22 protein-coding genes, 4 tRNA genes and 1 rRNA gene are annotated in these 26958 nt (G+C 37.8%); 17 read left to right on the forward strand and 10 right to left on the reverse strand.

The annotated features are described in order from the left end of the window. The first annotated feature begins 159 nt into the window (after positions 1-159). Positions 160-271, forward strand: a 5S ribosomal RNA gene (rrf, locus tag EZ449_RS02875). Between the two features lie 680 nt (positions 272-951). Here rrf and EZ449_RS02880 read toward each other — a convergent pair. From EZ449_RS02880 to EZ449_RS02900, 5 genes are all read right to left on the reverse strand, one after another. Next, positions 952-1035: transfer RNA gene (locus tag EZ449_RS02880), tRNA-Leu, on the reverse strand. A gap of 70 nt (positions 1036-1105) precedes the next feature. Further along, positions 1106-1178 (reverse strand) — tRNA-Gly (locus tag EZ449_RS02885). A 428-nt stretch (positions 1179-1606) separates the two neighbouring features. After that, positions 1607-1690, reverse strand: a tRNA-Leu gene (locus EZ449_RS02890). 71 nt (positions 1691-1761) lie between these two features. Further along, positions 1762-1834, reverse strand: a tRNA-Gly gene (locus EZ449_RS02895). A gap of 92 nt (positions 1835-1926) precedes the next feature. Next, a complete protein-coding gene (locus EZ449_RS02900; RefSeq protein ID WP_131556474.1) occupies positions 1927-2415 on the reverse strand; it encodes a regulatory protein RecX in 489 nt (162 codons plus the stop codon). Positions 2416-2476: 61 nt separating this feature from the next. Here EZ449_RS02900 and EZ449_RS02905 point away from each other — a divergent pair, with 61 nt between their 5' ends. Both EZ449_RS02905 and EZ449_RS02910 read left to right on the forward strand, forming a co-directional pair. Beyond that, positions 2477-4936, forward strand: coding sequence for a bifunctional UDP-N-acetylmuramoyl-tripeptide:D-alanyl-D-alanine ligase/alanine racemase (locus EZ449_RS02905; protein WP_131556475.1), 2460 nt, complete (start codon positions 2477-2479; stop codon positions 4934-4936). A gap of 138 nt (positions 4937-5074) precedes the next feature. After that, on the forward strand, positions 5075-5665 hold the full coding sequence (locus tag EZ449_RS02910; RefSeq protein ID WP_131556476.1) for a DUF502 domain-containing protein: 591 nt from the start codon (positions 5075-5077) through the stop codon (positions 5663-5665). 400 nt (positions 5666-6065) lie between these two features. Here EZ449_RS02910 and EZ449_RS02915 read toward each other — a convergent pair whose 3' ends face one another. From EZ449_RS02915 to EZ449_RS02925, 3 genes are all read right to left on the reverse strand, one after another. Then, the gene (locus EZ449_RS02915; RefSeq protein ID WP_131556477.1) at positions 6066-6560 is read right to left on the reverse strand and encodes a hypothetical protein; all 495 of its coding nucleotides are present in this window, start codon (positions 6558-6560) and stop codon (positions 6066-6068) included. A gap of 305 nt (positions 6561-6865) precedes the next feature. Further along, the gene (locus EZ449_RS02920; RefSeq protein WP_131556478.1) at positions 6866-7573 is read right to left on the reverse strand and encodes an LOG family protein; all 708 of its coding nucleotides are present in this window, start codon (positions 7571-7573) and stop codon (positions 6866-6868) included. Between the two features lie 18 nt (positions 7574-7591). Next, positions 7592-9100, reverse strand: coding sequence for a sodium:solute symporter (locus EZ449_RS02925; protein ID WP_131556479.1), 1509 nt, complete (start codon positions 9098-9100; stop codon positions 7592-7594). A 525-nt stretch (positions 9101-9625) separates the two neighbouring features. Here EZ449_RS02925 and recR point away from each other — a divergent pair. From recR to EZ449_RS02945, 4 genes are all read left to right on the forward strand, one after another. Further along, entirely contained in the window at positions 9626-10243 is a 618-nt protein-coding gene (recR, locus tag EZ449_RS02930) for a recombination mediator RecR (RefSeq protein ID WP_131556480.1), read from the forward strand. Continuing rightward, positions 10244-10981 carry a PI-PLC domain-containing protein gene (locus tag EZ449_RS02935; protein WP_131556481.1) on the forward strand — a complete coding sequence of 246 codons (738 nt, stop codon included), beginning with the start codon at positions 10244-10246 and terminating at the stop codon, positions 10979-10981. It abuts the gene before it with no gap. A gap of 46 nt (positions 10982-11027) precedes the next feature. Continuing rightward, positions 11028-11846, forward strand: a complete 819-nt coding sequence (locus EZ449_RS02940; RefSeq protein ID WP_131556482.1) for an SDR family oxidoreductase — start codon at positions 11028-11030, stop codon at positions 11844-11846. Between the two features lie 167 nt (positions 11847-12013). Continuing rightward, positions 12014-12850: an alpha/beta hydrolase gene (locus EZ449_RS02945; RefSeq protein ID WP_131556483.1), complete on the forward strand. Its 837-nt coding sequence runs from the start codon at positions 12014-12016 to the stop codon at positions 12848-12850. A gap of 50 nt (positions 12851-12900) precedes the next feature. Here EZ449_RS02945 and EZ449_RS02950 read toward each other — a convergent pair whose 3' ends face one another. Continuing rightward, positions 12901-13848, reverse strand: a complete 948-nt coding sequence (locus tag EZ449_RS02950; protein WP_131556484.1) for an ion channel — start codon at positions 13846-13848, stop codon at positions 12901-12903. 562 nt (positions 13849-14410) lie between these two features. Between EZ449_RS02950 and trpD the strand changes: the two genes are divergently transcribed. From trpD to EZ449_RS02975, 6 genes are all read left to right on the forward strand, one after another. Next, the gene (trpD, locus tag EZ449_RS02955; RefSeq protein ID WP_131556485.1) at positions 14411-15397 is read left to right on the forward strand and encodes an anthranilate phosphoribosyltransferase; all 987 of its coding nucleotides are present in this window, start codon (positions 14411-14413) and stop codon (positions 15395-15397) included. Further along, a complete protein-coding gene (locus EZ449_RS02960) occupies positions 15397-16032 on the forward strand; it encodes a phosphoribosylanthranilate isomerase (protein ID WP_131556486.1) in 636 nt (211 codons plus the stop codon). Before trpD ends, EZ449_RS02960 begins: the two co-directional genes overlap by 1 nt. Before the next feature lie 130 nt (positions 16033-16162). Next, entirely contained in the window at positions 16163-16291 is a 129-nt protein-coding gene (locus EZ449_RS23255; RefSeq protein ID WP_262711101.1) for a hypothetical protein, read from the forward strand. A 51-nt stretch (positions 16292-16342) separates the two neighbouring features. Next, a complete protein-coding gene (trpB, locus tag EZ449_RS02965) occupies positions 16343-17524 on the forward strand; it encodes a tryptophan synthase subunit beta (RefSeq protein ID WP_205942932.1) in 1182 nt (393 codons plus the stop codon). A 74-nt stretch (positions 17525-17598) separates the two neighbouring features. After that, complete coding sequence (gene trpA, locus EZ449_RS02970) at positions 17599-18366, forward strand: tryptophan synthase subunit alpha (RefSeq protein WP_131556487.1); 768 nt, start codon at positions 17599-17601, stop codon at positions 18364-18366. A 67-nt stretch (positions 18367-18433) separates the two neighbouring features. Beyond that, positions 18434-18835, forward strand: coding sequence for a hypothetical protein (locus tag EZ449_RS02975; RefSeq protein ID WP_131556488.1), 402 nt, complete (start codon positions 18434-18436; stop codon positions 18833-18835). Between the two features lie 415 nt (positions 18836-19250). On the opposite strand, the gene EZ449_RS02980 is transcribed toward EZ449_RS02975, so the two are convergent. Beyond that, entirely contained in the window at positions 19251-19634 is a 384-nt protein-coding gene (locus tag EZ449_RS02980; RefSeq protein WP_225872210.1) for a GNAT family N-acetyltransferase, read from the reverse strand. Positions 19635-20244: 610 nt separating this feature from the next. Here EZ449_RS02980 and EZ449_RS02985 point away from each other — a divergent pair. From EZ449_RS02985 to EZ449_RS03000, 4 genes are all read left to right on the forward strand, one after another. Continuing rightward, entirely contained in the window at positions 20245-20850 is a 606-nt protein-coding gene (locus tag EZ449_RS02985; RefSeq protein WP_131556489.1) for a TetR/AcrR family transcriptional regulator, read from the forward strand. Between the two features lie 72 nt (positions 20851-20922). After that, positions 20923-22122, forward strand: coding sequence for an efflux RND transporter periplasmic adaptor subunit (locus EZ449_RS02990; protein ID WP_131556490.1), 1200 nt, complete (start codon positions 20923-20925; stop codon positions 22120-22122). Positions 22123-22350: 228 nt separating this feature from the next. Next, positions 22351-25548 (forward strand): efflux RND transporter permease subunit, encoded by a 3198-nt coding sequence (locus EZ449_RS02995; RefSeq protein WP_131556491.1) that lies wholly within the window; start codon positions 22351-22353, stop codon positions 25546-25548. Then, a complete protein-coding gene (locus EZ449_RS03000; RefSeq protein WP_131556492.1) occupies positions 25535-26941 on the forward strand; it encodes a TolC family protein in 1407 nt (468 codons plus the stop codon). The genes EZ449_RS02995 and EZ449_RS03000 overlap by 14 nt, the downstream gene beginning before the upstream one ends. Positions 26942-26958 lie beyond the last annotated feature (17 nt).

Below are 26958 nucleotides of genomic sequence, written 5' to 3' on the forward strand. Positions count from 1 at the left end.
ACTACTACGTCGATAGGCTACAGATGTAAAGGTGGCGACACCATAGTCGAGTAGTACTAATCATCCGAGGCTTTCAAAGGCAACATACTGTTGTTTGCTCCTCTAACTAACTTCTTCCAATAATATGTCATTTAAGCTGATAAGCTTATCTAAAGAAATTTAGGTGCCTATATCGGTGGTGTCCACCTCTTCCCATTCCGAACAGAGAAGTTAAGCCCACCAGAGCCGATGGTACTGCGGTAACACGTGGGAGAGTAGGTCGGTGCCAAATCTTAAAAGCCCAAGAGGCGTTTAACAAGAGCCCCGTCAGCAACAGCTGATGGGGTTTCTTCGTATATAAGGGTTTTTTAAGGCTCCCACGTATTATCTTATAGGGCGCCCACGACATGGATGGTAGCTCACGTCCCGGCCAACCAGGCCCGATGGGACGGAAATCCCTTTTGTTGTGCGAGCCATTCCTCCCACCACCTGCTATCCACAAAAGGTTGGAGGTACAGCGGGACAGGACTCAAAAACATGCTACTGATAGTGCCCTTCACATCAATGGCTAATATTTGTTCTTTTATATGGAGAAAGTACTTGTATAACCCTAACTTCGGCCTACATAAATTATTGGCAGCTGTGCAAACGTTTATAATTTACATGACTGAGACTCTCTTAGAGAACAGCTTATTACTTACCTGCCTTACTAAAAGATTAAAAGGCAGTATAGCAGGAACTAAATGCTTACGGTTTATTGGACGCCATAAATAGTAGCCCAATTTATCTCTAGTTAATTCAGTTGATTAGTAAGAAGACAGTTTTTATAAGAAAATTGCAACGGTAAGATTAAAACTCTTATGGAATAATAAGAGTATTTCGAGCTAACCAAACGGAATATTTACACCCTTATAAAAAATATTTAAACAAAAAAGCCATCATTTCTGATGGCTTTAGTTAGATTTTTTGAAGTACTCGGGGCGGGAATCGAACCCGCACGCCTTTGAAAGCACAGGATTTTAAGTCCTGCGTGTCTACCAGTTCCACCACCCGAGCATTAGTCTAATCCGAATGTTCGGTAAGATTAATGTTTAAAATAAATGCTTTCTGGTAGGAAAGCATTTAGAGCGAAAGACGAGATTCGAACTCGCGACCCCGACCTTGGCAAGGTCGTGCTCTACCAACTGAGCTACTTTCGCAATTTAATACATAAACTGTATTCCTTTTGGGATTGCAAATATAGAAAATTAAGTTTCTATATCAAAAAATATTTGAAACTATTTTAATGTTAAGTTTACTTCATTCTTATTACTAATTATTGAGTCCCTGTATCGAAATTAGCCAAAGTATAAAAATAATGTCAAAATAATCAGCACAAACCGTCTAATATAATATATGGTATATAATTGAAAGGATGCCGATATATCATTAATTCACGTTTTTTATTAAAGCATTTAACTTTTTATTTGATCTTTCATAAGCAGTTAATTGAATTTATTACAGGCGAGCCTGCTTTTTTTTATTCAGTATTAAATTTGTTTAATAAGCATTTTACTCTAAAAACTCGTTTTTGAAAGCTAACAGAAAAAGCCATCATTTCTGATGGCTTTAGTTCGATTTTTTGAAGTACTCGGGGCGGGAATCGAACCCGCACGCCTTTGAAAGCACAGGATTTTAAGTCCTGCGTGTCTACCAGTTCCACCACCCGAGCATTAGTCTATTCCGAATGTTCGGTAAGATTAATGTTTTAAAACAAATGCTTTCTGGTAGGAAAGCATTTAGAGCGAAAGACGAGATTCGAACTCGCGACCCCGACCTTGGCAAGGTCGTGCTCTACCAACTGAGCTACTTTCGCAATAACAAACAGATATGCCGTTTCGTTTTGGTGATGCAAATATAGACAGATTTATATTTTTGTCAAGGGATTTCTTATTAAAAATTTAATATTTAGTTTAAATTGCTGGCTTTCAGTGCAAGTAAAATTAAATCATTTTCAAATCCTCTTCCCTGAAGATAGGTCATCAGCTTATATTTTCTTTTTAATGGATTCGATTCGGTTAAAGTGTTGTCCTTTTTTATCGCAAGATTTTCTAAAGTTTGCATGTAATCATCATCATCCAAACTGTATAGCGCTTTTTGCAAAATCCTATCGGGAACGCCCTTCAATTTCAAACCTTGTTTTATCTTAACACGGCCCCACTTTTTAATGTTGAATTTGCCTGAAGCATAAGATTTCGCAAAACGTTCTTCATTAAGGAAATTGTTCGTAATCAAGTCTGATAAAATCTCTTCGAGTTCATCGCCTCGCATTCCCCATTCCACCAATTTGTAACGAACTTCCTTTTGCGAGCGCTCCTGATAAACACAAAAACTTTCTGCTTTGGCTAAAGCCTGTTTTTTATCTAATATTGCGCCCTCTTGTTTACCACTTTTCATAATTAATTACTGAAATTCGTAAAAATAAAAACGATTACCGTATTTTTCTGAATATAATAAAATGCAGAACCCCATATATACCATTTCTAAGATTGCTGAAATTTTAAATGCTGATGCCAGATTAGTTCATAAACAGGTTATTATTCAATATTTAGTGATTGATAGTCGCTCAGTTTTGGTGCCAGAAAATTCTTTGTTTTTTGCATTGTCTTCGCATCGCGACGGGCACGAATTTATTAAAGATGCATATAGTAAGGATATTCGGAATTTCGTTATTACAGAAGAAAAATACATTAATGAATGTCCTGACTGCAATTTTATAATCGTTGATAATGCATTAGCTGCTTTGCAAAAATTGGCAATTGAACATCGAAATCATTTTAATTTAAAAACGATTGGCATCACGGGAAGTAACGGGAAAACAATTGTTAAGGAATGGCTATATCAGCTTTTAGCAGCAGATTATAATATCGTTCGCAGTCCGAAAAGCTACAATTCACAAATTGGAGTGCCGCTTTCTGTTTGGCAAATTGATGCTGATAATACATTAGCCATTTTCGAGGCCGGCATTTCTGCAGTGAACGAAATGGAAACCCTAGCTGAAATCATTCATCCTCAGATTGGTATTTTAACCAATATTGGTGAAGCTCATGCGGAGGGTTTCACTAGTAAAAGAGAAAAACTCACTGAAAAGTTAAAATTATTTAAAGGCTCGGATTTGTTTATTTATTCTCCGGATTATGTGACTGAAATCAATTTCAAAGATTTACCCGGGAAAAAGCAGTTTAGCTGGAGCAGTAAACAAGGCGCTGATTTACGAATTATCGCAGTTGAGCCCATTGAGGGAAATTGTTATTTACGGGCAATTTATGAGGATATGGAAATAGAATGCATGTTGCCTTTTAAGGATAAGGCATCAATAGAAAACGGAATGATTTGTTGGGCAACATTGCTGGCTCTGGGTTATTCGGCAGAAGAGGCAGATTTACGTTTAGAAAAATTGAGCCATGTAAGTATGCGACTGGAACTCAAAAATGGCATTAATCAATGTTCTATCATTGATGATTCTTACAGCGCAGATATTTCTTCTCTGGCTATCGCCTTGGATTTTTTAAACCAACAAAATCAACATCCTAAGAAAACCGTAATTCTATCCGAGCTATTTGAAACCGGACAAGATGATTTGGATTTGTACACCGAAATTGCAGATTTGCTGGCGCAGAAGAAAGTAAATCGCTTAATAGGAATTGGAACTCATATTGCTAAATATGCTCAACTTTTCAAATTCGAAACTCAATTTTTTGAGGATACAAATGCTTTTATGGAGGCTTTCCCGGGCTTGCAATTTAGCCACGAAACTATTTTGGTAAAAGGAGCTAGGCGTTTTGAATTTGGAAGAATCAGTAAACTTTTAACCCAAAAAATTCATGATACGGTTTTAGAAATCGACCTAAATGCAATGGTTGGGAACTTGCAGTTCTATCGTTCCAAAATTAAACCCGGCGTAAAAATTATGGCGATGGTTAAGGCTTTTTCTTATGGAAGCGGCAGCTTTGAAATTGCGAATTTATTGCAATTTCACAAGGTAGATTATTTGGCGGTAGCCTATGCGGATGAGGGCATCGCCCTGCGAAAAGCCGGCATTACTTTGCCCATTATGGTGATGAGTCCTGAAGAATCTGCGTTTGAAGCGATTATCACACATAATTTAGAACCCGAAATTTATAGTTTGGAGATTTTGAATAGTTTCATAAACGCACTTTCAGATTATGATTTTGATTATCCAATCCATATTAAAATCGACAGTGGTATGCACCGTTTGGGTTTTGATAATGGTGAAATTGATGAATTATCAGAACTATTAAAAGATTCTCAACGTGTAAAGGTTCAGAGTATATTTTCGCATCTGGTAGCCAGCGGAGAGGCCGAACATGACGGCTTTACGCTGCACCAAATCGTAAAATTTAAAATCATTGCAAACGAATTAATAGATGTTTTAGGTTACAAACCAATCCTCCATATTGCGAACACTTCAGGTATTAGTCGTTGGCCCGACGGACAAATGGATATGGTGCGTTTAGGAATTGGATTGTATGGCTTCGATTCTGCCTTGGCAAATAACCGCGGACTACAAACTACAATGGTATTAAAAACGACAGTTACGCAAGTTAAAACATTGGATGCAGGAGAAACTGTTGGCTACAGCAGGAGAGGTGTAATGCCTAACGGTGGTAAAATTGCAACGGTTAAAATCGGCTACGCAGATGGTTACAATCGTGCTTTCGGAAATGGTGTCGGTAAAATGCTCATTAATGGTAACTTAGTTCCAACCATTGGCTCCATTTGTATGGATATGACAATGCTGGACATTAACGGTATTGATGTAAAGCCAGGCGATGAGGCAATCGTTTTTAATCAGGAACATAATATTATGGAATTGGCTAAACAAATCAATACCATTCCATACGAAATCCTGACAAACATTTCTCAAAGGGTAAAGAGGGTTTATTTTTATGAATAAAACAATTGCTAAATTGTCATATTGCTGAATTGCCGGCGATGCTTATAGAATTTATTGATATTTAAATATTAAACAATTGAGCCATCAAACAATTTAACAATTCTAATCTATTAGCCTTATTTTTCATAAGTTTGCAGCATGAACAAAGTCGGGAAAGCTATTTTAAACTATTTAATTAAAGGTTTATTAATTGTTGTACCCATTGCTGTGAGTATTTTTATTGTAGTTTGGGCAGTTACTACTGTAGATAGCTGGTTAAATGTCAATAATATACTTGGTGTAAATCCTCTAACTGGTGAAAGCAGAAACATTCCCGGTTTAGGCCTGCTTACCGTTTTAACCATCATTTTATTAGCCGGAATCTTCGTAACTAATTTAGTTACCGAGCCGATGTACAATTGGTTTCAGCGAATCATGCATCGTTTGCCATTACTTAATTTTATCTATTCATCTATAAAAGATTTAACTGAGGCTTTTGTAGGCGATGAAAAAAAATTTAATCATCCGGTGATCGTAGAAGTGGAGGGAGGCCTAAGAAAAATTGGTTTCCTCACGCAAAATGATTTACATAAACTCGATTTGCCTGACGATGTAGCGGTGTACTTTCCGCTTTCTTATTCCTTTGCAGGTCAGCTTTGTATCGTAAAACGAGATAAGGTTAAAGATTTAAATATGAGTGCTGCAGATGCGATGAAATTAGTCGTAAGTGGTGGGGTGAGTGGACTTTAAATTATTCGTCTTTCAGTATAGCTTTTGTTTTTGTCTTGGCCAGACGGGCTTTTTTCTTTTTGACAACAAAAAGAAACAAAAATTGCCGGCTGAAAATTTTTCTATTAAAGTCAGTAGTTCGGCTTGGACCGTATATCCCGAAAAATTTGTTAGGCCGGATTGGAGTTAAACGTAGATGGAATGGTAAGGCTTTTTTGGGTGGATATGCAAAGTTGGAAATTTACATGGACTTTATTTTTTGCTCCATGCTTTCCCTCTTTGGAGGGGGCAGGGGGAGGATTTTGATCTATTGCTCATTTTGACCTCTTGCTATTTTGCGTTAACGATGAAAGTGGCATCCTTTTTGGCTTTTTCTGCCAAAAAGATAAAACGGACAGCGTGTAAAAACGCCCAAATAATGCTAAAAAATCCCCCTACCCGTAAATAATATAAACATCAAAATAACAAATGCGAAAAGTATTCTGGTGTAATATTCTCTGATAAATAAACCCGTCAAAATCAAAACATCATCATCAACATTGCTATGAATCAAGCCATTTCCTGTTGAAGAATTATAAATAACTTGTTTGTCTTTATGATTATTTATCGACCAGCGGCTTAACCAGCTATTTTGAAAACTCCAATCGAATTCCTCACCTGAAGTGAAAAATATTTTTGCCTTAAAACTTAACCAATCGTAGCGGATTATTGCCAAAACTTCGTTTTTATTATTGAGGATTTTGGTCTCTGGATTTGAGTATCCCTCGCTTTTTAAAAGATAAATTCCACCCTGTGTTGTAGCTATTGCCGAGTTTTTAAGCGAACTAAAATTGATAGAAAATTTCAGCAATGAATTGCCAATTACTTGATAATTGCTATCAAATAAACCTTTTCTCCAATTTAGTGTTTGCTCCATATTTTCAGGATGTTTGAATTTTATCTTTTGAACTTCTTATAAACAAAAAAGAGCGATTTTGTTTTGTAGTGGTTAGAGTTAAGTATTCAATACATGTTACAGCCAAATTATAAGCGTACAAAAAAAGTGCTTACGTAAACAAGCACTTTTTTGGAATTATTGAATTTTAAATAATTGATTTATTGAATGAAAACCCAAAGGTAAAATCTAATAATTATGGTTTAACTTTTTTAACCTGCTAAATCCTGACAATCTTATAATCCTTTAATCCTGTTTAAAATCCTTTAATCCTGGTCTAATCCTGGTTAAAAATTCGGTTTAAGTACATACTTATCATAGAACCTGAAGATATGTTCTGCGGCCTCTTCAGCGGTATCTACAAGGCGGAATAAATTCAAATCTTCTTCATGAATGTTATGTTCTTTCTGCAACATAGTTCCTTTAATCCAATCGATTAATCCGCTCCAGTAATCTTTACCTAAAAGAACAATCGGGAAACGGGCAATTTTACCGGTTTGAATTAACGTCAGCGCCTCAAAAAGTTCATCCATTGTTCCAAAACCTCCAGGTAAAACCACAAAACCCTGACTATATTTCATAAACATTACCTTACGAACAAAGAAATAATCGAACTCCAACAATTTATTATGGTCAATATATTTATTGTGGAATTGTTCAAAAGGCAATTCGATATTTAAACCTACCGATTTACCGCCGTTGGTATAAGCGCCTTTGTTTCCGGCCTCCATTATACCTGGACCACCGCCTGTAATCACTCCGTAACCACGGTCTGTAAGTAATTTACCACACTGTTCTGCTAACTGATAGTACCTGTTTGTTTCTGCTGTACGGGCAGAACCGTAAATGGTAACACAAGGGCCAATTTTTGCTAGTTTTTCAAAACCATCTACAAATTCGGCCATTATTTTAAAAATCTGCCAGGAATCTGTTACTTTAATTTCTTGCCAATCTTTATTTTCAAAAGCACTTCTAATTTTTTCTTCACTCGTCATATATACTGTATTCTAATATTAAAATTTGGTTTGCGCATCAGTTTTTTTGCTGATGAGAAGCAAGCCGATAAATGTGATTAAACCGTTAATTAAAATCAGTTCAACACTAAAAACATAGCCGCCCAATATTTCTTTGGAATAGCTTGAAAGCAAGTAACATAAAAAAGGCGATAAAATGCAAACTATCGGCACTAATTTATCATGTAAACCACGCTTTTTTACAAACAAACCAAAACTGTAAAGGCCTAAAAGTGGTCCGTAGGTGTAGGAGGCGATGGTAAAAATTAAACTCACCACCGATGAACTGTTCAGCGCATTAATTACAATGATGACCAAAAACATCAAAATAGAGAAAGCAACGTGAACCGTGTGGCGCTTTTTAACGGCGTCTTTTGCATCAATATTTTCTTTCTTTGCCATCCCTAAAAAGTCCACACAAAATGAGGTTGTTAAAGCCGTTAGGGCCGAATCTGTCGTAGCGAAAGTTGCAGCCGTTAAACCTAACATAAAAATTATTGCCGGCACTGCGCCTAAATTATTTAATGCAATTTCGGGGAATAGTAAATCTGTTCTCGGCTTTCCCGTGATGTGGTCTAATGGAATATCGATACCATTTTTAGCTGCGAAAATGTATAATAAAGCACCTACACTTAAAAAGAAAACATTTAAAATAACAAACACACCCGTAAAGGTGAACATGTTTTTTTGCGCCTCTTTAATAGTGCCCATGCTCAGGTTTTTCTGCATTAAATCCTGGTCTAAACCTGTCATGGCAATGGTTACAAAAATACCACCGATAAATTGTTTACTGAAATACCATTTGTTGGTTAAGAAATCATCCCAAAAGAAAATCTTCGAATAACTACTGCTTTTGATGGTTTCAAATGCCTGAGGGATATTTAAATCCAAACTGCTGCAGATAAAATAAATGGATAAGAAAACCGATAAAACCAGGAAAAACGTTTGCAAAGTATCGGTAATGATAATGGTTTTTAAGCCGCCTTTAAACGTGTACGACCAAATTAAGGCTAAAGAAATTAATACGGTTAACCAAAACGGAACGCCATAATTATCGAAGATAAAACGCTGTAAAACGATTACCACCAGGTACAATCTGGTTGCCGAACCCAATGTTCTGCTCAGCAAAAATATCGATGCTGCTGTTTTGTAACTGTAATGCCCTAAACGTTGCTCAATGTAACTGTAAATGGATGTTAATTTCATCCGATAATAGAGCGGCAGTAAAACGGTACAGATGATTATGAAACCGACGGCATTCCCTAAAACGAACTGAAAATATTGAAATTGGTTGCCTGCAGGTGCACCAACTTCTCCCGGTACAGAAATAAAGGTTACGCCCGAAAGTGCAGTTCCAATCATTCCAAAGGCCACTAAATACCATTTGGAGTTCCTATTTGCAACGAAAAACGAGTTGTTATCCGATGAATCTTTCGAGGTTACAAATGAAATAATTATCAGCACTAAAAAGTATCCGATTAAAAAGCACAAGAGGATGGTTGGCGACATAGTTTTGTTTTAAGCTGCTAAATGTAAAGAAAACGATTTTTATAATCAATATTTTGATTTGGAAATCAGGTTTCGGTTTCCATCGGTTAATTAGCCCCGTCATTCGCTTTACTCACCCGAAAAAACCTGTAACAAGCAAGCATACCTATGAAAATAAAGAAAGATGCTTAAATCGGGTTTCGTGCCCGCTGCTGCCGGGTTTAGATTAATCGGTTTGCCTTACTATTTTAAACCTGACAGGAGCGGAAATACTTTTGGTTGCAACAACCTTGAATGTGCTGTCATGCTGAGGCACGAAGCATCTGCCACCGATGAAACAGATTATTCATTCTAGATTGTTGTTTTCATAGGAATTCATTCTTGCTTCGCAGGTCTTCGTTCCTCAGAATGACAATGTTTAACAAAAGATTGTAGCAAATGGCAGGACTGATATAGCCGAAGAACTACTAATACTGCTTTCCAAAAAATAAATTTGTCTTGTTTTCAGGAACAATTTTTATCAACCATTTTGCATATTTTTGCATCATGAATTTTTCATCCAAACTGCTTGAAGATGCAGTAAACGAATTCTCGAAATTACCTGGTGTTGGGCAAAAGACGGCGTTAAGATTGGTATTACACCTTTTAAATAAGGAACAGGAGGAGGTTAACCAGTTTGGAAATACTTTAATAAAACTGAAACAGAACATTAAAAACTGCAGTATTTGCTATAACATTTCCGACCACAGCATTTGCGAAATTTGTACTTCGCACAAGCGAGATAAGGAAACCATTTGCGTGGTGGAAGATACCCGCGATGTAATGGCGATTGAAAATACAAGCCAATATTTCGGCGTTTACCATGTTTTAGGAGGGTTAATTTCGCCAATGGACGGCATCGGGCCAGCAGATTTATACATCGATGGTTTGGTTCAAAGGGTTTCTATGGGCGAAATTAAAGAAGTGATTTTAGCATTGAGTCCGAATATGGAGGGCGATACGACATTGTTTTATCTGTACAAAAGACTGAAAGAATTTAACATTCCCATCACGACAATTGCCAGAGGAATTGCTTTTGGCGGCGAACTGGAATATACCGATGAGATTACTTTGGGCCGTTCGATTATTACCCGAGTGCCTTACGAAACTGCAATGATGAAGTAAATGAGCAAGAAGATTTTTATTTTCGGTTGGTTAATGATTTTTGCTTTTGCCTTAAATGCGCAAGTCAAAATTCATTCTCATAATGATTATACCCATCAAAAACCTTTTTATGAGGCCGTTGCAAACAAAGTTTTTTCAATTGAGGCCGATGTTTTTGTAGTTGGCGATTCCTTAAGTGTTGCGCACAGCAGAAAGGAAATTAAATCCGGAAATACTTTGGAGAATCTTTACCTAAAGCCTATTGCGGCTTTATCTAAAACCAAAGCGTTTTACAGTTTTCAGTTGATGATTGATTTTAAAGACAGCTGGACGTCAACTTATCCGATTTTACAACGAGCCTTAAAATCTTATCAAAAGTATTTTTCCAAAGAAAATAAAAAGGTAACCATCGTCATCAGCCGCAACCGACCGGCAGATTCCACTTTTCATACTTTTAAAGATGTAAGTTTTGATGGCTTACCGAATGTAAATTACGCTCCCGAAGATTTGAATAAAGTAACGATGATTAGCGATAATTTTGCGATATATTCAAAATGGAAAGGTTTTGGCGAGATTTCGGAAGCAGATAAAACTAAATTAAAGACCTTGATTGATAATGCCCACAAAATCGGGAAACCTTTTCGTTTTTGGGGTGCACCGGATACTGAGACTAGTTGGAAGTTGTTGCATGATTTAGGCGCCGATATCATCAATACTGATAAAGTTACGGAGGCTACAACATATTTTAAAACAAATTAGATGGCATCAAGTCTTGATATTTGATTCTCTATACTCAATACTAAAAATGAACTTAAAAGATAAAGTTGTCATCATCACAGGCGCATCAAGCGGAATTGGAAAAGCCTGTGCTGAAGAATTTGCGAAACGTGGTGCAAATTTGGTTTTGGCTGCCCGTCAATATGTTACGCTTTGCGAAATCACAGCCGATTTAGAACAGAGATATAATATCAGAGCCGTTGCAGTACAGGCCGATGTGAGTAAAGAAGCAGATTGTGAGTTGATTATCAAGCAAACTTTGGTTTCTTTTCAGAAGATTGATATTCTAGTGAATAATGCAGGTTTATCTATGCGTGCTCTGTTCAATGATTTAGACTTATCGGTGCTTAAAAATTTGATGGATGTGAATTTCTGGGGGACGGTTTATTGCACAAAATATGCTTTGCCTGAGATTTTAAAAACCAAAGGAACGGTTGTTGGGATTTCTTCAATAGCCGGCTACCGTGGTTTACCAGGGAGGACGGGTTATTCTGCATCAAAATTTGCGATGAATGGTTTCATGGAATCGTTACGCACTGAACTTTTAAAAACAGGTGTTAACGTTTTAGTCGCTTGTCCGGGTTTTACAACTTCAAACATTCGTGTTGCAGCTTTGGCAAAAGATGGCGTTGCACATGGCGAAACGAGTATGGAAGAGGGAAAAATGATGACATCGGAAGAAGTGGCAAGCATCATTGCTGATGGCATTGAAAAACGTAAACGTACTTTGATTATGACAGGGCAAGGGAAATTAGCGGTATGGATGAATAAATTGTTTCCTGCTTTTGTAGATAAAAAGGTTTTCGATTTGTTTGCGAAAGAAAAGAATCCGCTGATGGAGAAGTAAAATGTAAGAGGGATGATGGAAAATGGGAGGGAAGATGTAATTTCATCGAAAGTCAATAGGCATTTTGAACCATCATCCATTTTACATCATCCATCTTCCATCCTTAACAAATCCACCACCCCAACAATTTCGTTTGTTTACTGTTGAATGGATAAGCCATTTTGAATATGATAAAATACCTCGTTTTTGTGATGCTCTTGTTTCAAACGATTATATCTTCAGCGCAGGTAAAAACAGCGAAAAACATTAATTATGCCGGCAATACTGAGGAAAAAAACACCCTTAATATTTTTTATAAAAATGATTCGGTAAAAAATAAGCCCGTTATAATTTTCATTCATGGCGGTTCATGGAGTAGTGGGAAGAAAGAAACTTATTGGTGGTTGGGTAGAAACTTTGCAAGGAAAGGCATCGTTACCGTAATTATAAATTATCCATTAGCACCAAATGCGCAATATGAAAAAATGGCCGATGATTGTGCGCTCGCTGTAAAATGGGTTAAGAATAATATTGCAAACTATACTGCAAGTGCTGATAAAATTTTTGTAATGGGTCATTCTGCAGGTGCACATTTGGGAGAACTTATTAATGCCGACCCGAAATATTTTCAGCATGCAGGAATTAAAAATCCAATTAAGGGAATGATTCTAAACGACCCTTTCGGATTAGATTTATATGAATATTTAATGGAAGCTGAAAAGGATGATTACTATTACGATTTCTTAAGAACGTTTACGGATAAACCTGAAGTTTGGAAATTAGCCTCTCCGTTGGATTATGTAAATAATATTAAAAATCCGCATTTATTTTTTTATGGAAGCAAAACTTATGGTGCCATTAAGTTGCAAACACCTAGATTGTACGAAAAGTTAAAGGCCAACAATATTCCTGTAGAAATAAGGGAAATTAAAGGTAAAAGCCATGTTCCTATGATTAGTCAGATGATATTTGGTGGGAATGACTTGTATAAGGATATTGTGGAGTTTATTAATAAGTTTAATTGAAGCTATAAGGTTTTTAAAACCTTATAGGATTGGAACAATCGTTTTCTAAACTAATCAATCATCATTTTTTCGGTATGGTCAAACAGACTAAAGTCCATAACCGTTTTGCCCTCTTCGTTATGGTAATGCATGATTTTAAATTTAGCATTCCACTCGATGTCTTCATCCTGGTAGCTCGTTCTGGTGTGGATGGTTTGTGCAAAAGTATCGTCAAAAGCTCTTAAGATTACAAAAATCTCCACTTCGGCAACTTTTAGTTCGTCTAACGTTTTCTCAAACATCGGGCTATCTTCTGTAATGGGATGTACTAATGTCCAGTTTAAAGAAAGCACACTGATTTTACTGCGTTCTAATTCCAAAGGATAAAAGCTGCGTTTGAGTTTGCCGTCAATAGTTTCGTTAAAAGTCATGAACATTTGGGCTTCCACATCAATTAAGGAGTTCTTCCTCAAATTCGCCAAGCGACACATCAACCCCGTGCGACCTTGATATGGCGCTATAACCATACGCTTACTAAAAGTAACTTTCGAAGTTGGTCTGCTAAAACGGCCATATAGTAATCCCGTTGCCAAAGCAAAAGCCAATAAACCCAGCATACTTTCAAATGCAGCCAGAATACTGGTAACGAAACCTTGCGGTGAAATGTGACCGTAACCAACTGTAGAAATGGTTTGTGCTGAAAAGAAAAACGCATCGAAAAATTGGTCGCGGAGGGTTGTGCCCTTAGCGCCATCTAAGTTTTCAATACCCACAAGGTTATAAGCAACGGCAAATAGCGTGTTCACAATGAGATAAGTGATTAAAATGACCATAAAGAAACGAGGCCAGCTCATGGTCACCAATCGGGTATAAGTATCATCAAACTTAAACCAAGGCAAGCCCGTCCGCTCTATATTCGGTGTTCCGTCGGTATTCAAAACACGTTGATTTTTGAGTACGGGAGCGGAGCCGAAACCCAAATCATCATTAAACTGTACTTTTCTCTTAAAGAAAGCCATATATTTTTAGAAAGATTTTGGAATTATAAAAAAGTATATCAATATTTGTTCTGTACAAACATGATAATTAAAAACTTAAATAACAATTGGTGGTGGCATAACGAAATTCGTTAGGCAAATTCTGTTGTTATATATTTTAAAATATTTTATAAACGATGAAAAGGATTGCCCAAAAAGCAATCCTTTTTTTTTATCACGCTTTTTTGCATCGAGCAAATTATTAACCACAGATGGAAAGGATGAACACAGATAAATAATAAACATGCGAAAATCTGTTTTTATATGTGGTAAGAAAAAAAGGAACATAAGGAGATATTATCGCATCGAAACGAAATGATAATTGGTCCGTGGAGACACGAACCAAGGCTTGAAGAAAATGATTAACCACAGATGGGAAGGATGAACACATATAAAATATTTAAAAAAATCTTTGTGTATCTGTGTTCATCTGTGGTTAAAATAAAAGGAAAATGAAAAGATACTATCGCATCGGTTCGTGTCATCACGAAACGAAATGATAATGGGTTCGTGGAGAAACGAACCAAGGCTTGAAAACATCAATATGAAAAGAATATTAAACCATTTATTTGAAAATAAGAGTTTCAGCAGGGAAGAGGCAAAGAATATCCTGATTTCTATTACACAGGGCGAATTCAATTCTTCCCAAATTGCTGCTTTTATTACGGCTTACGCCATGCGAAACATCACAGTTGATGAGTTACAGGGTTTCCGTGATGCGATGTTGGATTTAGGTATTAAAGTAGATTTCTCTGACTTCGAACTAATCGACCTTTGCGGTACCGGGGGCGATGGAAAAGATACTTTTAACATTTCTACACTTTCTTCTTTTGTAGTGGCAGGGGCAGGGCATAAAGTGGCCAAGCATGGAAATTATGGTGTTTCTTCAGGTTGCGGTTCATCAAATGTGATGGAATATTTGGGTTATAATTTCACAAACGACCAGGATATTTTAAAACGTAATCTAGATAATGCGGGGATTTGCTTTTTACATGCGCCTTTGTTCAACCCCGCGATGAAGATTGTAGCACCGATTCGTAAAGACTTGGGTATCAAAACATTCTTCAATATGTTAGGGCCAATGGTAAATCCATCTCAACCTAAATATCAAATGGTTGGTGTTTTTAGCTTAGAACTGGCTCGTTTGTACAATTACCTATATCAGAATACGACTAAAAATTACACCATCGTGCATGCCCTTGAGGGTTACGATGAAATCTCTCTTACTTGCGATGTGAAAACTTTCAACAATAAAGGCGAAAGTATTTTAACGCTGAATGATATGGGTTTTGAAAAGGTTGCTACCAATGATATCAAGGGCGGCGATACGGTAGAATCATCAGCGAAAATCTTTATGGATGTGCTAAACGGAGAGGCAACTGATGTTCAAAATAATGTGGTGCTTTGTAATTCGGCTTTGGCAATTAAAACCATAAAACCAACGGCAAGTTTTGCAGATTGTTTTTACGAGGCTGAAGAATCTTTATCAAGCAAAAAAGCTTTAGAAAGTTTTAAAAAGTTGGTTGCATAATGAAAGACCTAAAATTAAAAGTTTGCGGAATGAAGTTGGCAGCAAATATTGCTGCGGTTGCAAGCTTACAACCTGATTATTTGGGTTTTATTTTTTATGAGAAATCGCCAAGGTTTATCAGCGATGTTTCAGCAGAGCTGATTAAATATATTCCGTCAGAAATTAAAACGGTAGGTGTTTTTGTTGATGAGGATTTGGAAACTGTTAGCAAAAAAGTAAATCTATATCAGTTAAAAGCTGTTCAGTTACATGGAAACGAATCGCCAGAATATTGTGCAGCATTGAAAACTTCGTTTAATAGTTTGGAAGTGATTAAGGCTTTCGGTGTAGATGAAGATTTTGATTTTGCCGCATTGAATGATTATTTGAGTGTAGTGGATTACTTTTTGTTCGATACCAAAACGAAAGCGCATGGTGGTTCTGGAAAAACATTTGATTGGGCGATTTTGGATAGTTATGAATTGGATAAGCCTTACTTTTTAAGTGGCGGAATTGATTTGGAACATGCAGCAGCAATATCAAAAATAGATGATTTTAGATTATATGCATTAGATATTAATAGCAGGTTTGAAATTGAACCTGGAGTAAAGGATGCGGAGAAGATAAGGGAGTTTGTAGCGAAGCTTGGTAACTAGTTTTTGCAGCATGCAATTCCCCTCTTTTAGAGGGGTGTCCGAAGGACGGGGTGTTACCTTTGTCCTGGCCGGACGGGCTCTTTTCTTTTGACCGCAAAAGAAACAAAACTCCCGGCTCAAAATTTTTCTTTTGAAGTTAGTGGTTTGGCTTGGACTGGCTAACCCGAAAAATTTGTTAGGCCGGATTGGAGTAGAACGTAGGTGGAGTGGTGAGGCTTTGTTAGATGGAATAATAAGTGGCGAAGAAATAAAAGCATAAATAAAGGATTCATTGGCGTCGGTTTCAACCGACGGATTGATAAAAAATATTATGAAATACAAAGTAAACGAAAAAGGATATTACGGAGATTTTGGTGGAGCGTACATCCCGGAGATGCTTTACCCGAACGTAGAGGAATTGCGTCAAAACTATTTAAAGATTATTGATGATGCCGATTTTCAAAAAGAATTTCATCAATTATTAAAAGATTATGTTGGGCGCCCGTCGCCACTATATTTGGCTAAAAGATTATCTGAAAGGTATGGCGCAAACATTTTCCTGAAAAGGGAGGATTTAAACCATACCGGAGCACATAAAATTAACAATACCATCGGACAAATTCTTTTGGCCGAAAAGCTAGGTAAAAAAAGAATCATCGCCGAAACAGGGGCAGGTCAGCATGGCGTTGCAACGGCTACCGTTTGCGCTTTGCGTAATCTGGAGTGTGTAATTTACATGGGCGAAGTGGATATCGAGCGACAAGCACCAAATGTTGCCCGCATGAAAATGTTGGGTGCAAAGGTTGTTCCTGCAAGTTCGGGAAGTAAAACCTTAAAAGATGCCACTAATGAGGCTATGCGTGATTGGATAAACAATCCTGTTGATACGCATTACATTATCGGTTCGGTGGTTGGTCCGCATCCTTATCCCGATATGGTTGCTTTATTTCAGTCCATTATTTCAGAAGAAACTAAAAAACAGTTAATAGAACAAACCGGTAGCGACCAACCTGACTATGTTTTGGCTTGTGTAGGTGGTGGAAGTAACGCCATGGGTATGTTCTATCATTTCATGGATGACGAAAATGTTAAGCTTATAGCTGTGGAGGCTGCGGGTAAAGGCGTTTCAAGTGGATTCTCTGCCGCAACAACTTACCTAGGTAAAGAGGGCGTTTTACACGGCAGCAGAAGTATCTTAATGCAGACTGAGGATGGTCAAGTTGTAGAACCGCATTCAGTTTCTGCCGGTTTAGATTACCCCGGAATTGGCCCTCAACATGCACATTTGTTTAAAACCGGTCGCGGGCAATACGTTTCTATTACCGATGAAGAAAGTTTAGATGCCGGTTTATTACTAACTCAATTGGAGGGAATTATTCCTGCAATTGAAAGCGCTCACGCTTTAGCCTACTTAGAGAAAATGGAATTTAAACAAGGCGAAAATGTGGTAGTTTGCTTGTCGGGCAGGGGCGATAAGGACTTAGATACTTATATAAAATATTTTAATTTATAACCTCTAAATCCCCTAAAAGGGACTTTGAGGTAATTTTTTACACAATTAATAAAGCCCCTTTAGGGGTTTGGGGTATGAATAGAATCAAACAACTCTTCCAAGAGAAGATAAATATATTATCAATTTATTACACAGCCGGTTATCCAAATATTGGCGATACGATTCAAGTTGCCGAGGCTTTAGAAAAATCTGGTGCGGATATGCTAGAGATTGGTTTCCCATATTCAGACCCTGTGGCTGATGGTCCAGTGATTCAGGCAAGCAGCAAGAAATCTTTAGACCAGGGCATGACACTTAAACTGCTCTTTGAACAATTGAAAGATTTGCGTAAAAACGTTACCATTCCTGTTTTATTGATGGGTTATGTAAATCCTGTTTTGCAATTCGGTGTAGAGAATTTTTGTAAAGCCTGTGCTGAAGTTGGCGTTGATGGTTGCATTGTTCCGGATTTACCAATGGTAGAATATGAGGAGTTTTACAAAGGTTGTTTTGAGGAACACAATTTAAGTAATGTGTTTTTAATTACGCCTCAAACAGCTGATGAACGTATTCATAAGATTGACGGATTAACCAATGGATTTATTTATCTGCTTTCTTCTTCTGCAACAACAGGTAAAAACTTGGAAGTTGGTGATACTACAGAAACTTATTTCAGCAGAATTAAAAATATGAATCTTAAAAACCCAACGATGATTGGTTTTGGTATTAGTGATAAACAAACTTTTGATAAAGCTTGTTCTTATGCCAATGGAGCAATTATTGGAACTGCTTTCGTAAGAGCAATTGAGAATGGCAATATTGAGGAAAGGGTAAGTGAGTTTATGAATAAGTTTAAAGGTTAAGCATGTACCGCAAAGCACACAAATTTTTTTGTAAAGAACGGTAAGTTTTAAAAAAGCAGAATTAAGCATGCAAAAGATAGATAGAGATAAAGAAGTTCTCATTGATTATTCTATCAATATGGCAAAAGTTTTTATAAGAGAATGCCAAGAATTTTATCCGTTTGCAGCAACAATAGGAATTGATGGTGAACTTATCCCATTACTTAATTACGATGGAAATGAGTTTTCCTCAAGCGTAGATGTACTTTTGGATTTAAACAACCTATTGAATTCGCAGTTAGGAAACACAAAAAGAGCTTATGCTTTAGCATATGATGTTTCGATAACAAAGAATGAAAAGAAAAGCGATGCTCTTGCTGTCAAAATAAAGCATTTAGAATCAGAAGAAGTTGTAATATATTATTTTAGCTATGTTTCAGGAGCGGATAATAATGTTGAGATTTTAGATTCATGGGGAGAGATACAATAGTTTAAAAACTAAGGAATATCCAATTCTAGTCGTAGCGCCTCGCTACGACTTTTTTTTATTGTGTCCTGGCCGGACTGGCTTTTTTCTTTTGACCACAAAAGAAACAAAACTCCCGGCTGAAAATTTTTCTTTTGAAGTTAGTGGTTTAGCTTGGATAAGCTAACCCGAAAAATTTGTTAGGCCGGATTAAAGTAGAACGGGGATGATGTGGTGAGGCTTAGCTGGATGGAAAGGTAAGGTGTACGAGCAAATTGTGATAAATCGTCATTTCGACCGAAGCGGAGAATCTTTAAATAAACTTGGCACAAGGTCAAAGATTACTCAATTGCGCTGCGCTTCATTCGAAATGACGACTTGTTGCATTTTTATCTTACCCAATTCTCATAACTCATTTTAAACTTTACTTCGCTTTTATTTACCATTCCGACACTTTTCCACCTTTTTTTTTGTAAAACTTTTCTGCTCTGGTATTCGAGGCAGTTCCTAGCCAAACAGTTTGTTTTGTTTGACTGAAGTACCAATCCATCATCAATCGATGCAGCGCTTTGCCGACGCCTTTGCCCTCAAATTCCGGTCTTAAAAATAAAGCCCAGATATCGTTCTCTCCCAAATCCACGATAGAGAAGACTACGATTGCACCATCGATTTCACAAACCCAGCCTTTGCCACGTTGAATGATAAACTCCTCGCAGTCTGTATCCGTTACGAGCACAGGGTTAGACAAGTTGTTTTCTTTGACTGTATGTCTGACGATTTGGATTTGTGGTATATCCGATATTTCTGCCTGGCGGTAAATCATAAAACTAAAATATTAAATGTATTTTCATTATCGTCATTTCGACCGTAGCGGAGAAATCTTTGTCTTAGTGATTGGTGTCTCACTAACCACGGATTAATGAGCGTTTCGGTTGGTGAGAAACCAACCTATAGAAAAATGTTTATTAGCGATTTGTAGCTCCCTTTTTATTTCAAGTTGCATTGATGGTTTATTTGTTCCTTGCAATTACCCAATTTTTCTAAACCCGACCGACATGGAAATACTTTTTATTGAAGCTACTTTGAATATGCTGTCATGCTGAGGTACGAAGCATCTGCAACCGATGAGACAGATGCTTCATTCTTCAGCACGACAGAAGTTAAAAAGATTGTAATAAAGGGCGGGACTGCTGTTTCAAAAGAACTACAGGCATTGCTTTCCAAAAAAGAAAAAATGTCTGCTTGTCACAATTTTTGTGAGCGACTAAAATCTTTCAAAAAAATAATCATTCTTAAAATCTTGCTTAAAAGTGCCTATAGTCTACATTTAGTACTGACCAAATTTCATTTGACAATTCGATGATTGTTGATTTCTGAAATGGTTCTACATTTGCTTAACGGTGTTAGATTATTTACACTTAATAAATTCCGTCATGGGAAGTAAAGAAAGAATTCTACGTTTAAAAGATGAAACCAGAACAAACATTCTGGATGCTGCCTTGAACATTGTTCAAACTGAGGGTTGGCAGGCATTGAGTATGCGTAAAATTGCCGACCAGATTGAATACACCGCACCGATAATTTACGAATACTTTTCGAACAAAGAGGGAATTTTGCTTGAATTAACAAGAAGAGGTTACCTGATTTTGGCGAAAGATATTCGTGAAGCCAGAGACAAACATGAATCTGCTGAAGATAAAATGGAAGCCATGTGGGTTGCTTACTGGAACTTTGCTTTTGCCAACAAAGAATTTTATCAACTGATGTACGGCGTTGACATGGTTTGCTGCAATGTGAAAAGTGCAATGCCTGAAGCAGAAAATGTTGGCTCAATGTTAGGCGATGTAATTGAATCTTTGTTCGTGAAAAAACCGGTTTCTGAAGATGATATCTGCATGAAGTATTATACCTATTGGTCGATTATTCATGGTTTGATTTCCATTAATCTGGTTCGCCCTAATGGAAGAACAACCGATGAGCTTAATCAACAAATTTTAAAAGATGCCATTAAAGGTATCACACTATCTATAAACAATTAAAATTTTTTTACCCGATAATTTAACACTGTTAGATTATTTATACACTTTAAATCCACTATAATTTTTAATCATATGAATGCTATCCATCGTCTTTTTATTTTACTTAACAGTGTTAAACAGTTTAACCAAGTTAAGTCACTGTTAATTATTACTACATTATCCATAATTTTGGTGAGCTGTAAATCATCTCCAGACCAAACTGCTGCAGCGCCACCACCGCCGGTTTTGCCTGTAAGCCTTGTTAATGAAAGCACAGAAACTACATTTATCGAATATCCTGCATCGATACAAGGTGCGGTTGATATCGATGTTCGTCCGCAGGTTAGCGGCTATTTGCAAAGTGTTTTGGTTAATGAGGGTGCTTATGTATCTGCCGGACAAACACTTTTCAAAATCAATGAAAATTCTTATCGTGAGGCTTTAAATAATGCCAAAGCAAGTTTACATGCTGCCGAAGCTGCCATTTTAAATGCTCAGTTGGAAGTTGATAAATTAACACCATTGGTTCAAAATAAGGTTGTTTCTGAGTTTCAATTGAAGACTGCAAAAACCGCTTACAAAATTGCTCAAGCCAATGCCGAGCAAGCCAAAGCAAGTGTTGCATCGGCTCAAATTAACTTAGGTTATACCAATGTTAAAGCAACAGTAAGCGGCTATATCGGTCGTATACCTAAGAAACAGGGAAGTTTGGTTTCGCCAACTGACCAAATTGCTTTAACTCAATTATCTGATATCCACGAAGTGCATGTTTACTTCGCTTTAGCGGAAAATGATTTTAACAGTTTCAATGCGAATTATCCGGGTAAAAGTCCTGCAGATAGAATTAAACATCTTCCGGCAGTTGAATTGGTTTTGGCCGATAATTCCATCTATCCAATCAAAGGTAAAATTGATATGATTGACGGTCAGTTCGATAAAAATACCGGTGCCATTACTTTGAGAGCAAGTTTTCCTAATGCTAGTGGAACTTTACGTTCGGGAAATACAGGTAAACTTCGCTTAGGTTTAAAACATGATGATGCCATTTTAATTCCTCAATCGGCAACCGTTGAAATGCAGGATAAAGTTTTCGTATTCGCACTGAGCAAAGGCAACAAAGTGAGCAAAATGCCAATCACGGTTGTAGGTAAAAGCGGAAATAATTACCTGGTTAAAGATGGTGTTAAATCGGGCGACCAAATCGTGCTGAGCGGTTTAGACCGTTTGCAAGAGGGTCAAGTAATTACACCTGAGAAAGCGACAGATAAGGCAGCTCAAGTAGTTCATAAATAGAAAGAAGTCCGAAGTCAGAAGAGAGATTAAAGACCAAAGTTGAAAGACTAAAGCTTAAATACCAAAGACTAAAGCAGAAAGACTAAAGCTGAAAGACCAAAGCCTAAACTTTAAGGACCAGGGAGTTGAAAGCTTAAAGTTAAAAGAAAATAAAATTAAGTAATAGGTTATGCGTTCTGCGCTCCCTCCCCTCTGGGGAGGGTTGGGGTGGGGCTTAAATAAAAAAAAATGTTCAAGATATTTATACAAAGGCCCGTATTGGCAACCGTTATCTCCATATTGTTGGTGATATTGGGGGTACTTGGTCTAACAAAATTGCCTTTACAACAGTTCCCTGATATTGCGCCGCCATCAGTTTTGGTTACGGCTGTTTATCCGGGAGCAAATGCCGAAACGGTTTTACGTTCGGTAGCGCCATCGCTTGAAGAATCGATAAATGGTGTAGAAAACATGACTTACATGAGTTCTACTGCAAGTAATGATGGTTCGTTAGCGATTACAGTGTTCTTCAAATTGGGTACAAATGCCGACCAGGCTGCAGTTAACGTTCAAAATCGTGTGGCGCAAGCGACAAGTCAGTTACCTGCAGAAGTGGTGCAGCAAGGGGTAACCACTGCCAAACAACAGAACAGTTTCATCATGGCTATTGGTTTATACACGGAAGATGAGGCGAAATACGACCAAACTTTCGTAGCCAACTACGCCCAAATCAATATTATTCCTGAAATCAAACGTATTCCAGGGGTAGGTTCAGCATCAATTTTTGGTGGCGTAAAAGATTATTCGATGCGTGTATGGTTAAATCCAACGCAAATGGCAACTTATCAGGTTACGCCAAACGAAATCATGCGGGCCATTCAGGATAAAAGTTTGGAGGCTGCTCCGGGTAAATTCGGAGAGAAAAGTAAAGAAGTTTTCGAATACGTAATCAAATATAAAGGTAAACTAACCAAACCTGAAGAATATGAAAATATTGCTATACGCTCCAATGCCGACGGTTCTATCCTGCACCTGAAAGATGTTGCAAGAATTGAACTTGGTGCTTATTCTTACAACAGTATTACCCGTATCAATGGCAAAAAAGCCATTGTAATTGGTATTATTCAGTTGGCAGGTTCCAATTCGAACGATATCCAGGTGGCGATTAATAAACTGATGGAAAAGCAAGAAAAGACTTTTCCGGCGGGCATTAAAAAGAATATTTTCTATAGTACAAAAGTTTCTTTAGACCAATCGATTGAACAAGTTGAGCATACTTTGGTGGAAGCCTTTATTTTGGTTTTCATCGTGGTGTTCTTGTTTCTGCAAGATTTCAGGTCGACATTAATTCCTGCAATTGCCGTTCCTGTAGCCATTTTGGGTACATTCTTCTTTATGCAATTGTTCGGATTCTCCATCAATTTATTAACCTTATTCGCTTTAATTCTGGCGATTGGTATTGTGGTGGATGATGCGATTGTGGTCGTCGAGGCGGTACATGCCAAGATGGAGCACAAACATTTAGGCCCGAAAGCGGCTACCCACGAGGCGATGCACGAAATTACTGGTGCCATTATTTCCATCACATTGGTTATGGCAGCGGTATTCTTACCGGTTGGTTTTATGGAGGGTTCGACAGGGGTTTTCTACCGTCAGTTTGCCTTTACCATGGCGATTGCGATTGTAATTTCAGCGGTTAACGCATTGACTTTAAGTCCGGCGCTCGCAGCCTTATTCTTAAAAGACAATCACTCTAATCATAATGGAAAACCTGAGGAGAAACCAAACTTTAAACAACGCTTCTTCAACGGATTCAACCACAGTTTCAACTCTTTAACCAACCGTTATGTTGGCGGCTTAAAGTTTTTGGTTCGCCACAAATGGTTGAGTATGGGTGGCTTGGCTTTAATTACTTTGGCTACAGTTTTCATGGTGAAAACTACACCTGCAGGCTTTATTCCAACGGAAGACCAGGGCTTTATTGCTATTGCAGTGAATACACCATCGGGAACATCGCTAGACGGAACACAAAAAGTAATGACGCAGGCAGAAGATGTGTTGAGCAAACTAGATGCATCAAGAGACGTAATCGCAGTTTCGGGTTTCAACTTGCTGACCAATTCTACCAGTCCGTCATCAGCTGTTGTTTTTGTATTGCTTAAACCAAACGAAGAACGAGGCGCCGTGAAGAACATTGAGGAAATCATGAATCAAGTGCGTGGAAAATTAGGGGCCATTTCTGGCGGTAGTTTCTTTGTATTTAGTTTTCCAACAGTTCCGGGTTTCAGTAATGTGGAGGCTTTGGATATGGTTTTACAAGATAAAACAGGCGGTAAGCTGGATAAATTTAGTGGAATCTCTCAACAATTTATAGGCGAGTTGATGAAACGCCCAGAAATTGCCGTGGCCTTTACCAGTTTCAAAGCAGATTATCCGCAGTTACAATTGGATATCAACGATGAAAAAGCAGACCAATTGGGTGTAAATGTGAAAGACATTCTGCAAACGATGCAGACTTATTTTGGTAGCGCACAGGCTTCGGATTTCAATCGTTTCGGTAAATATTATCGTGTGGTTGTTCAGGCTGATGTTCAGGACAGGGCAGACCCATCATCAATCGACCGGGTATTTGTAAAAAGCAATCGTGGTGAAATGGTACCTTTGAATACTTTGGTAAAACTGAGTCGTATTTATGGTTCGGAAACGGCATCAAGGTATAATCTTTTCAATTCGATTTCCATCAATGCGATTCCAAAACCAGGCTTTAGTTCTGGTCAGGCCATTAAAGCGATTGAAGAAGTGGCTGAAAAACAATTGCCAGCAGGATATAGTTACGAATTTTCAGGTCAAACACGCGAAGAAATTTCTTCAGGTGGACAATCGACCGTGATATTCTTATTGTGTTTGGTATTCGTTTACTTCCTGCTATCTGCACAGTATGAAAGTTATATCTTACCATTGGCGGTAATTTTATCTATCCCTGCCGGAATATTTGGCGTATTCGTTGCCATCGGTTTAACAGGAATTCAAAACAATATTTATGTTCAGGTGGCACTGATTATGCTTATCGGTTTGCTTGCTAAAAATGCGATTCTGATTGTAGAATTTGCGGTGCAGAGAAGAAAAGCGGGACAACCTCTGGTTTCATCAGCTTTGGAAGCTGCAAAATCGAGGTTACGACCGATTATCATGACTTCATTGGCTTTCATCGTAGGTTTAATCCCGATGATGGGGGCAACAGGACCGTCGGCTCAAGGTAACCACTCCATTAGTATTGGTGCTGCAGGTGGTATGATTTCAGGTGTAATTTTAGGATTGTTCTTCATTCCGGTACTCTTTGTCATCTTCCAATCTATCCAAGAAAAATTATCAAAAAAATCACAAGAGGTTGTTCAACATTATCATGAGGAAGAACCTGTAAATCACGTTGTATATGAAACGGTTTAATAGTATTACCATCTTGCTCCTTGCCTTAATCTGGAGCGGATGTTCGGTTTCTAAAGATTTATCCTTGCCTAATGTTGTGCCGGGATTGTTTAGAAACACTACACCTAAAGACTCATCGAGCATTGGCACCTTGCCCTTAAAAAGCTTTATCAGTGACCTTACGGTTCAGAATTTAATCGATACCGCATTGCTGAAAAATTACGATATGCAAATTGCGTTGAAGAATATCGATGCGGCGGAAGTGTTGTTCAAACAATCAAAATTGGGTTATTTACCTGAACTAAAGTTGCAAGTTGCGGCAAGTTCAAGTCGCCCATCTGATAACAGTTTAAACGGATTAAGCTTGAATTCATTTACAGGTTCTACCCATATCGAGGATTATACCGCAAACCTTGGTGTGTTTTGGGAGGCCGATATCTGGGGGAAAATCCGCAATCAAAAAGCTGGCGCTTTAGCCAGTTTTTTGCAGACCGAAGAGGCTCGTAAAGCAGTTCAAACCCGTTTAGTTGCTAACGTTGCACAAGGTTATTATAATCTTTTGATGCTTGATGCGCAATTAGAAATCGCAAAGAAAAACTTAAAGCTAAACGATAGTACGCTTAGGATTATCAATTTACAGTTTGATGCTGGTCAGGTGACTTCCTTGGCGATACAACAAGCGGAAGCGCAACAATTGATTGCCGCCGGATTGGTTCCTCGCCTGGAGCAAAATGTAACCTTACAGGAGAATGCTTTGAGTGTTTTAATCGGTACCTTGCCTAAGGCAATAACCCGCACTAGTCGTTTGGATAAAATGAATCTACCGACAGATTTGAATGCCGGTTTTCCATCGGCTTTGCTAAGTCGCAGGCCGGATATTAAATCTGCTGAACTGGCACTGAACGTAGCTAATGCTAAAGTTGGTGTGGCAAAAGCAAGTTTATATCCGTCGTTAATCATCACCGCAAGCGGCGGCGTAAACTCATTCAAAGCCAGCAATTGGTTTAGCATGCCGGCATCGTTGTTTGGTTTGGTTTCTGGAGGCATTACACAGCCAATTTTTCAAAGAGGCCAGCTGAAATCTAATTTAGAACTGGCTAAAATCGATAGAGAGAAAACGGTAATTCAATTTCGTCAATCGGTAATCAATGCAGTAGGAGAGGTTTCTGATGAATTAACCAAAGTGGAGAAATTGAAAACACAATATAGCATTGCCGCTAAAAGAGCGCAAACTTTACAGCAAGCATCTAAAAATGCAAGTTTGTTGTTTAAAAGCGGCATGGCGAACTATTTAGAGGTGATTACCGCTCAAGGGAATTTATTGCAAAGCGAACTGGAACTAACTACGATTAAAACAGAGCAGCTGAATGCGGTTGTTGGGTTGTATCGATCGTTAGGTGGAGGTTGGAACTAAATTCCCCATTACAGCCT

The sequence above is a fragment of the Pedobacter frigidisoli genome (genome assembly GCF_004331675.1).
GTDB classification, from domain to species: domain Bacteria; phylum Bacteroidota; class Bacteroidia; order Sphingobacteriales; family Sphingobacteriaceae; genus Pedobacter; species Pedobacter frigidisoli.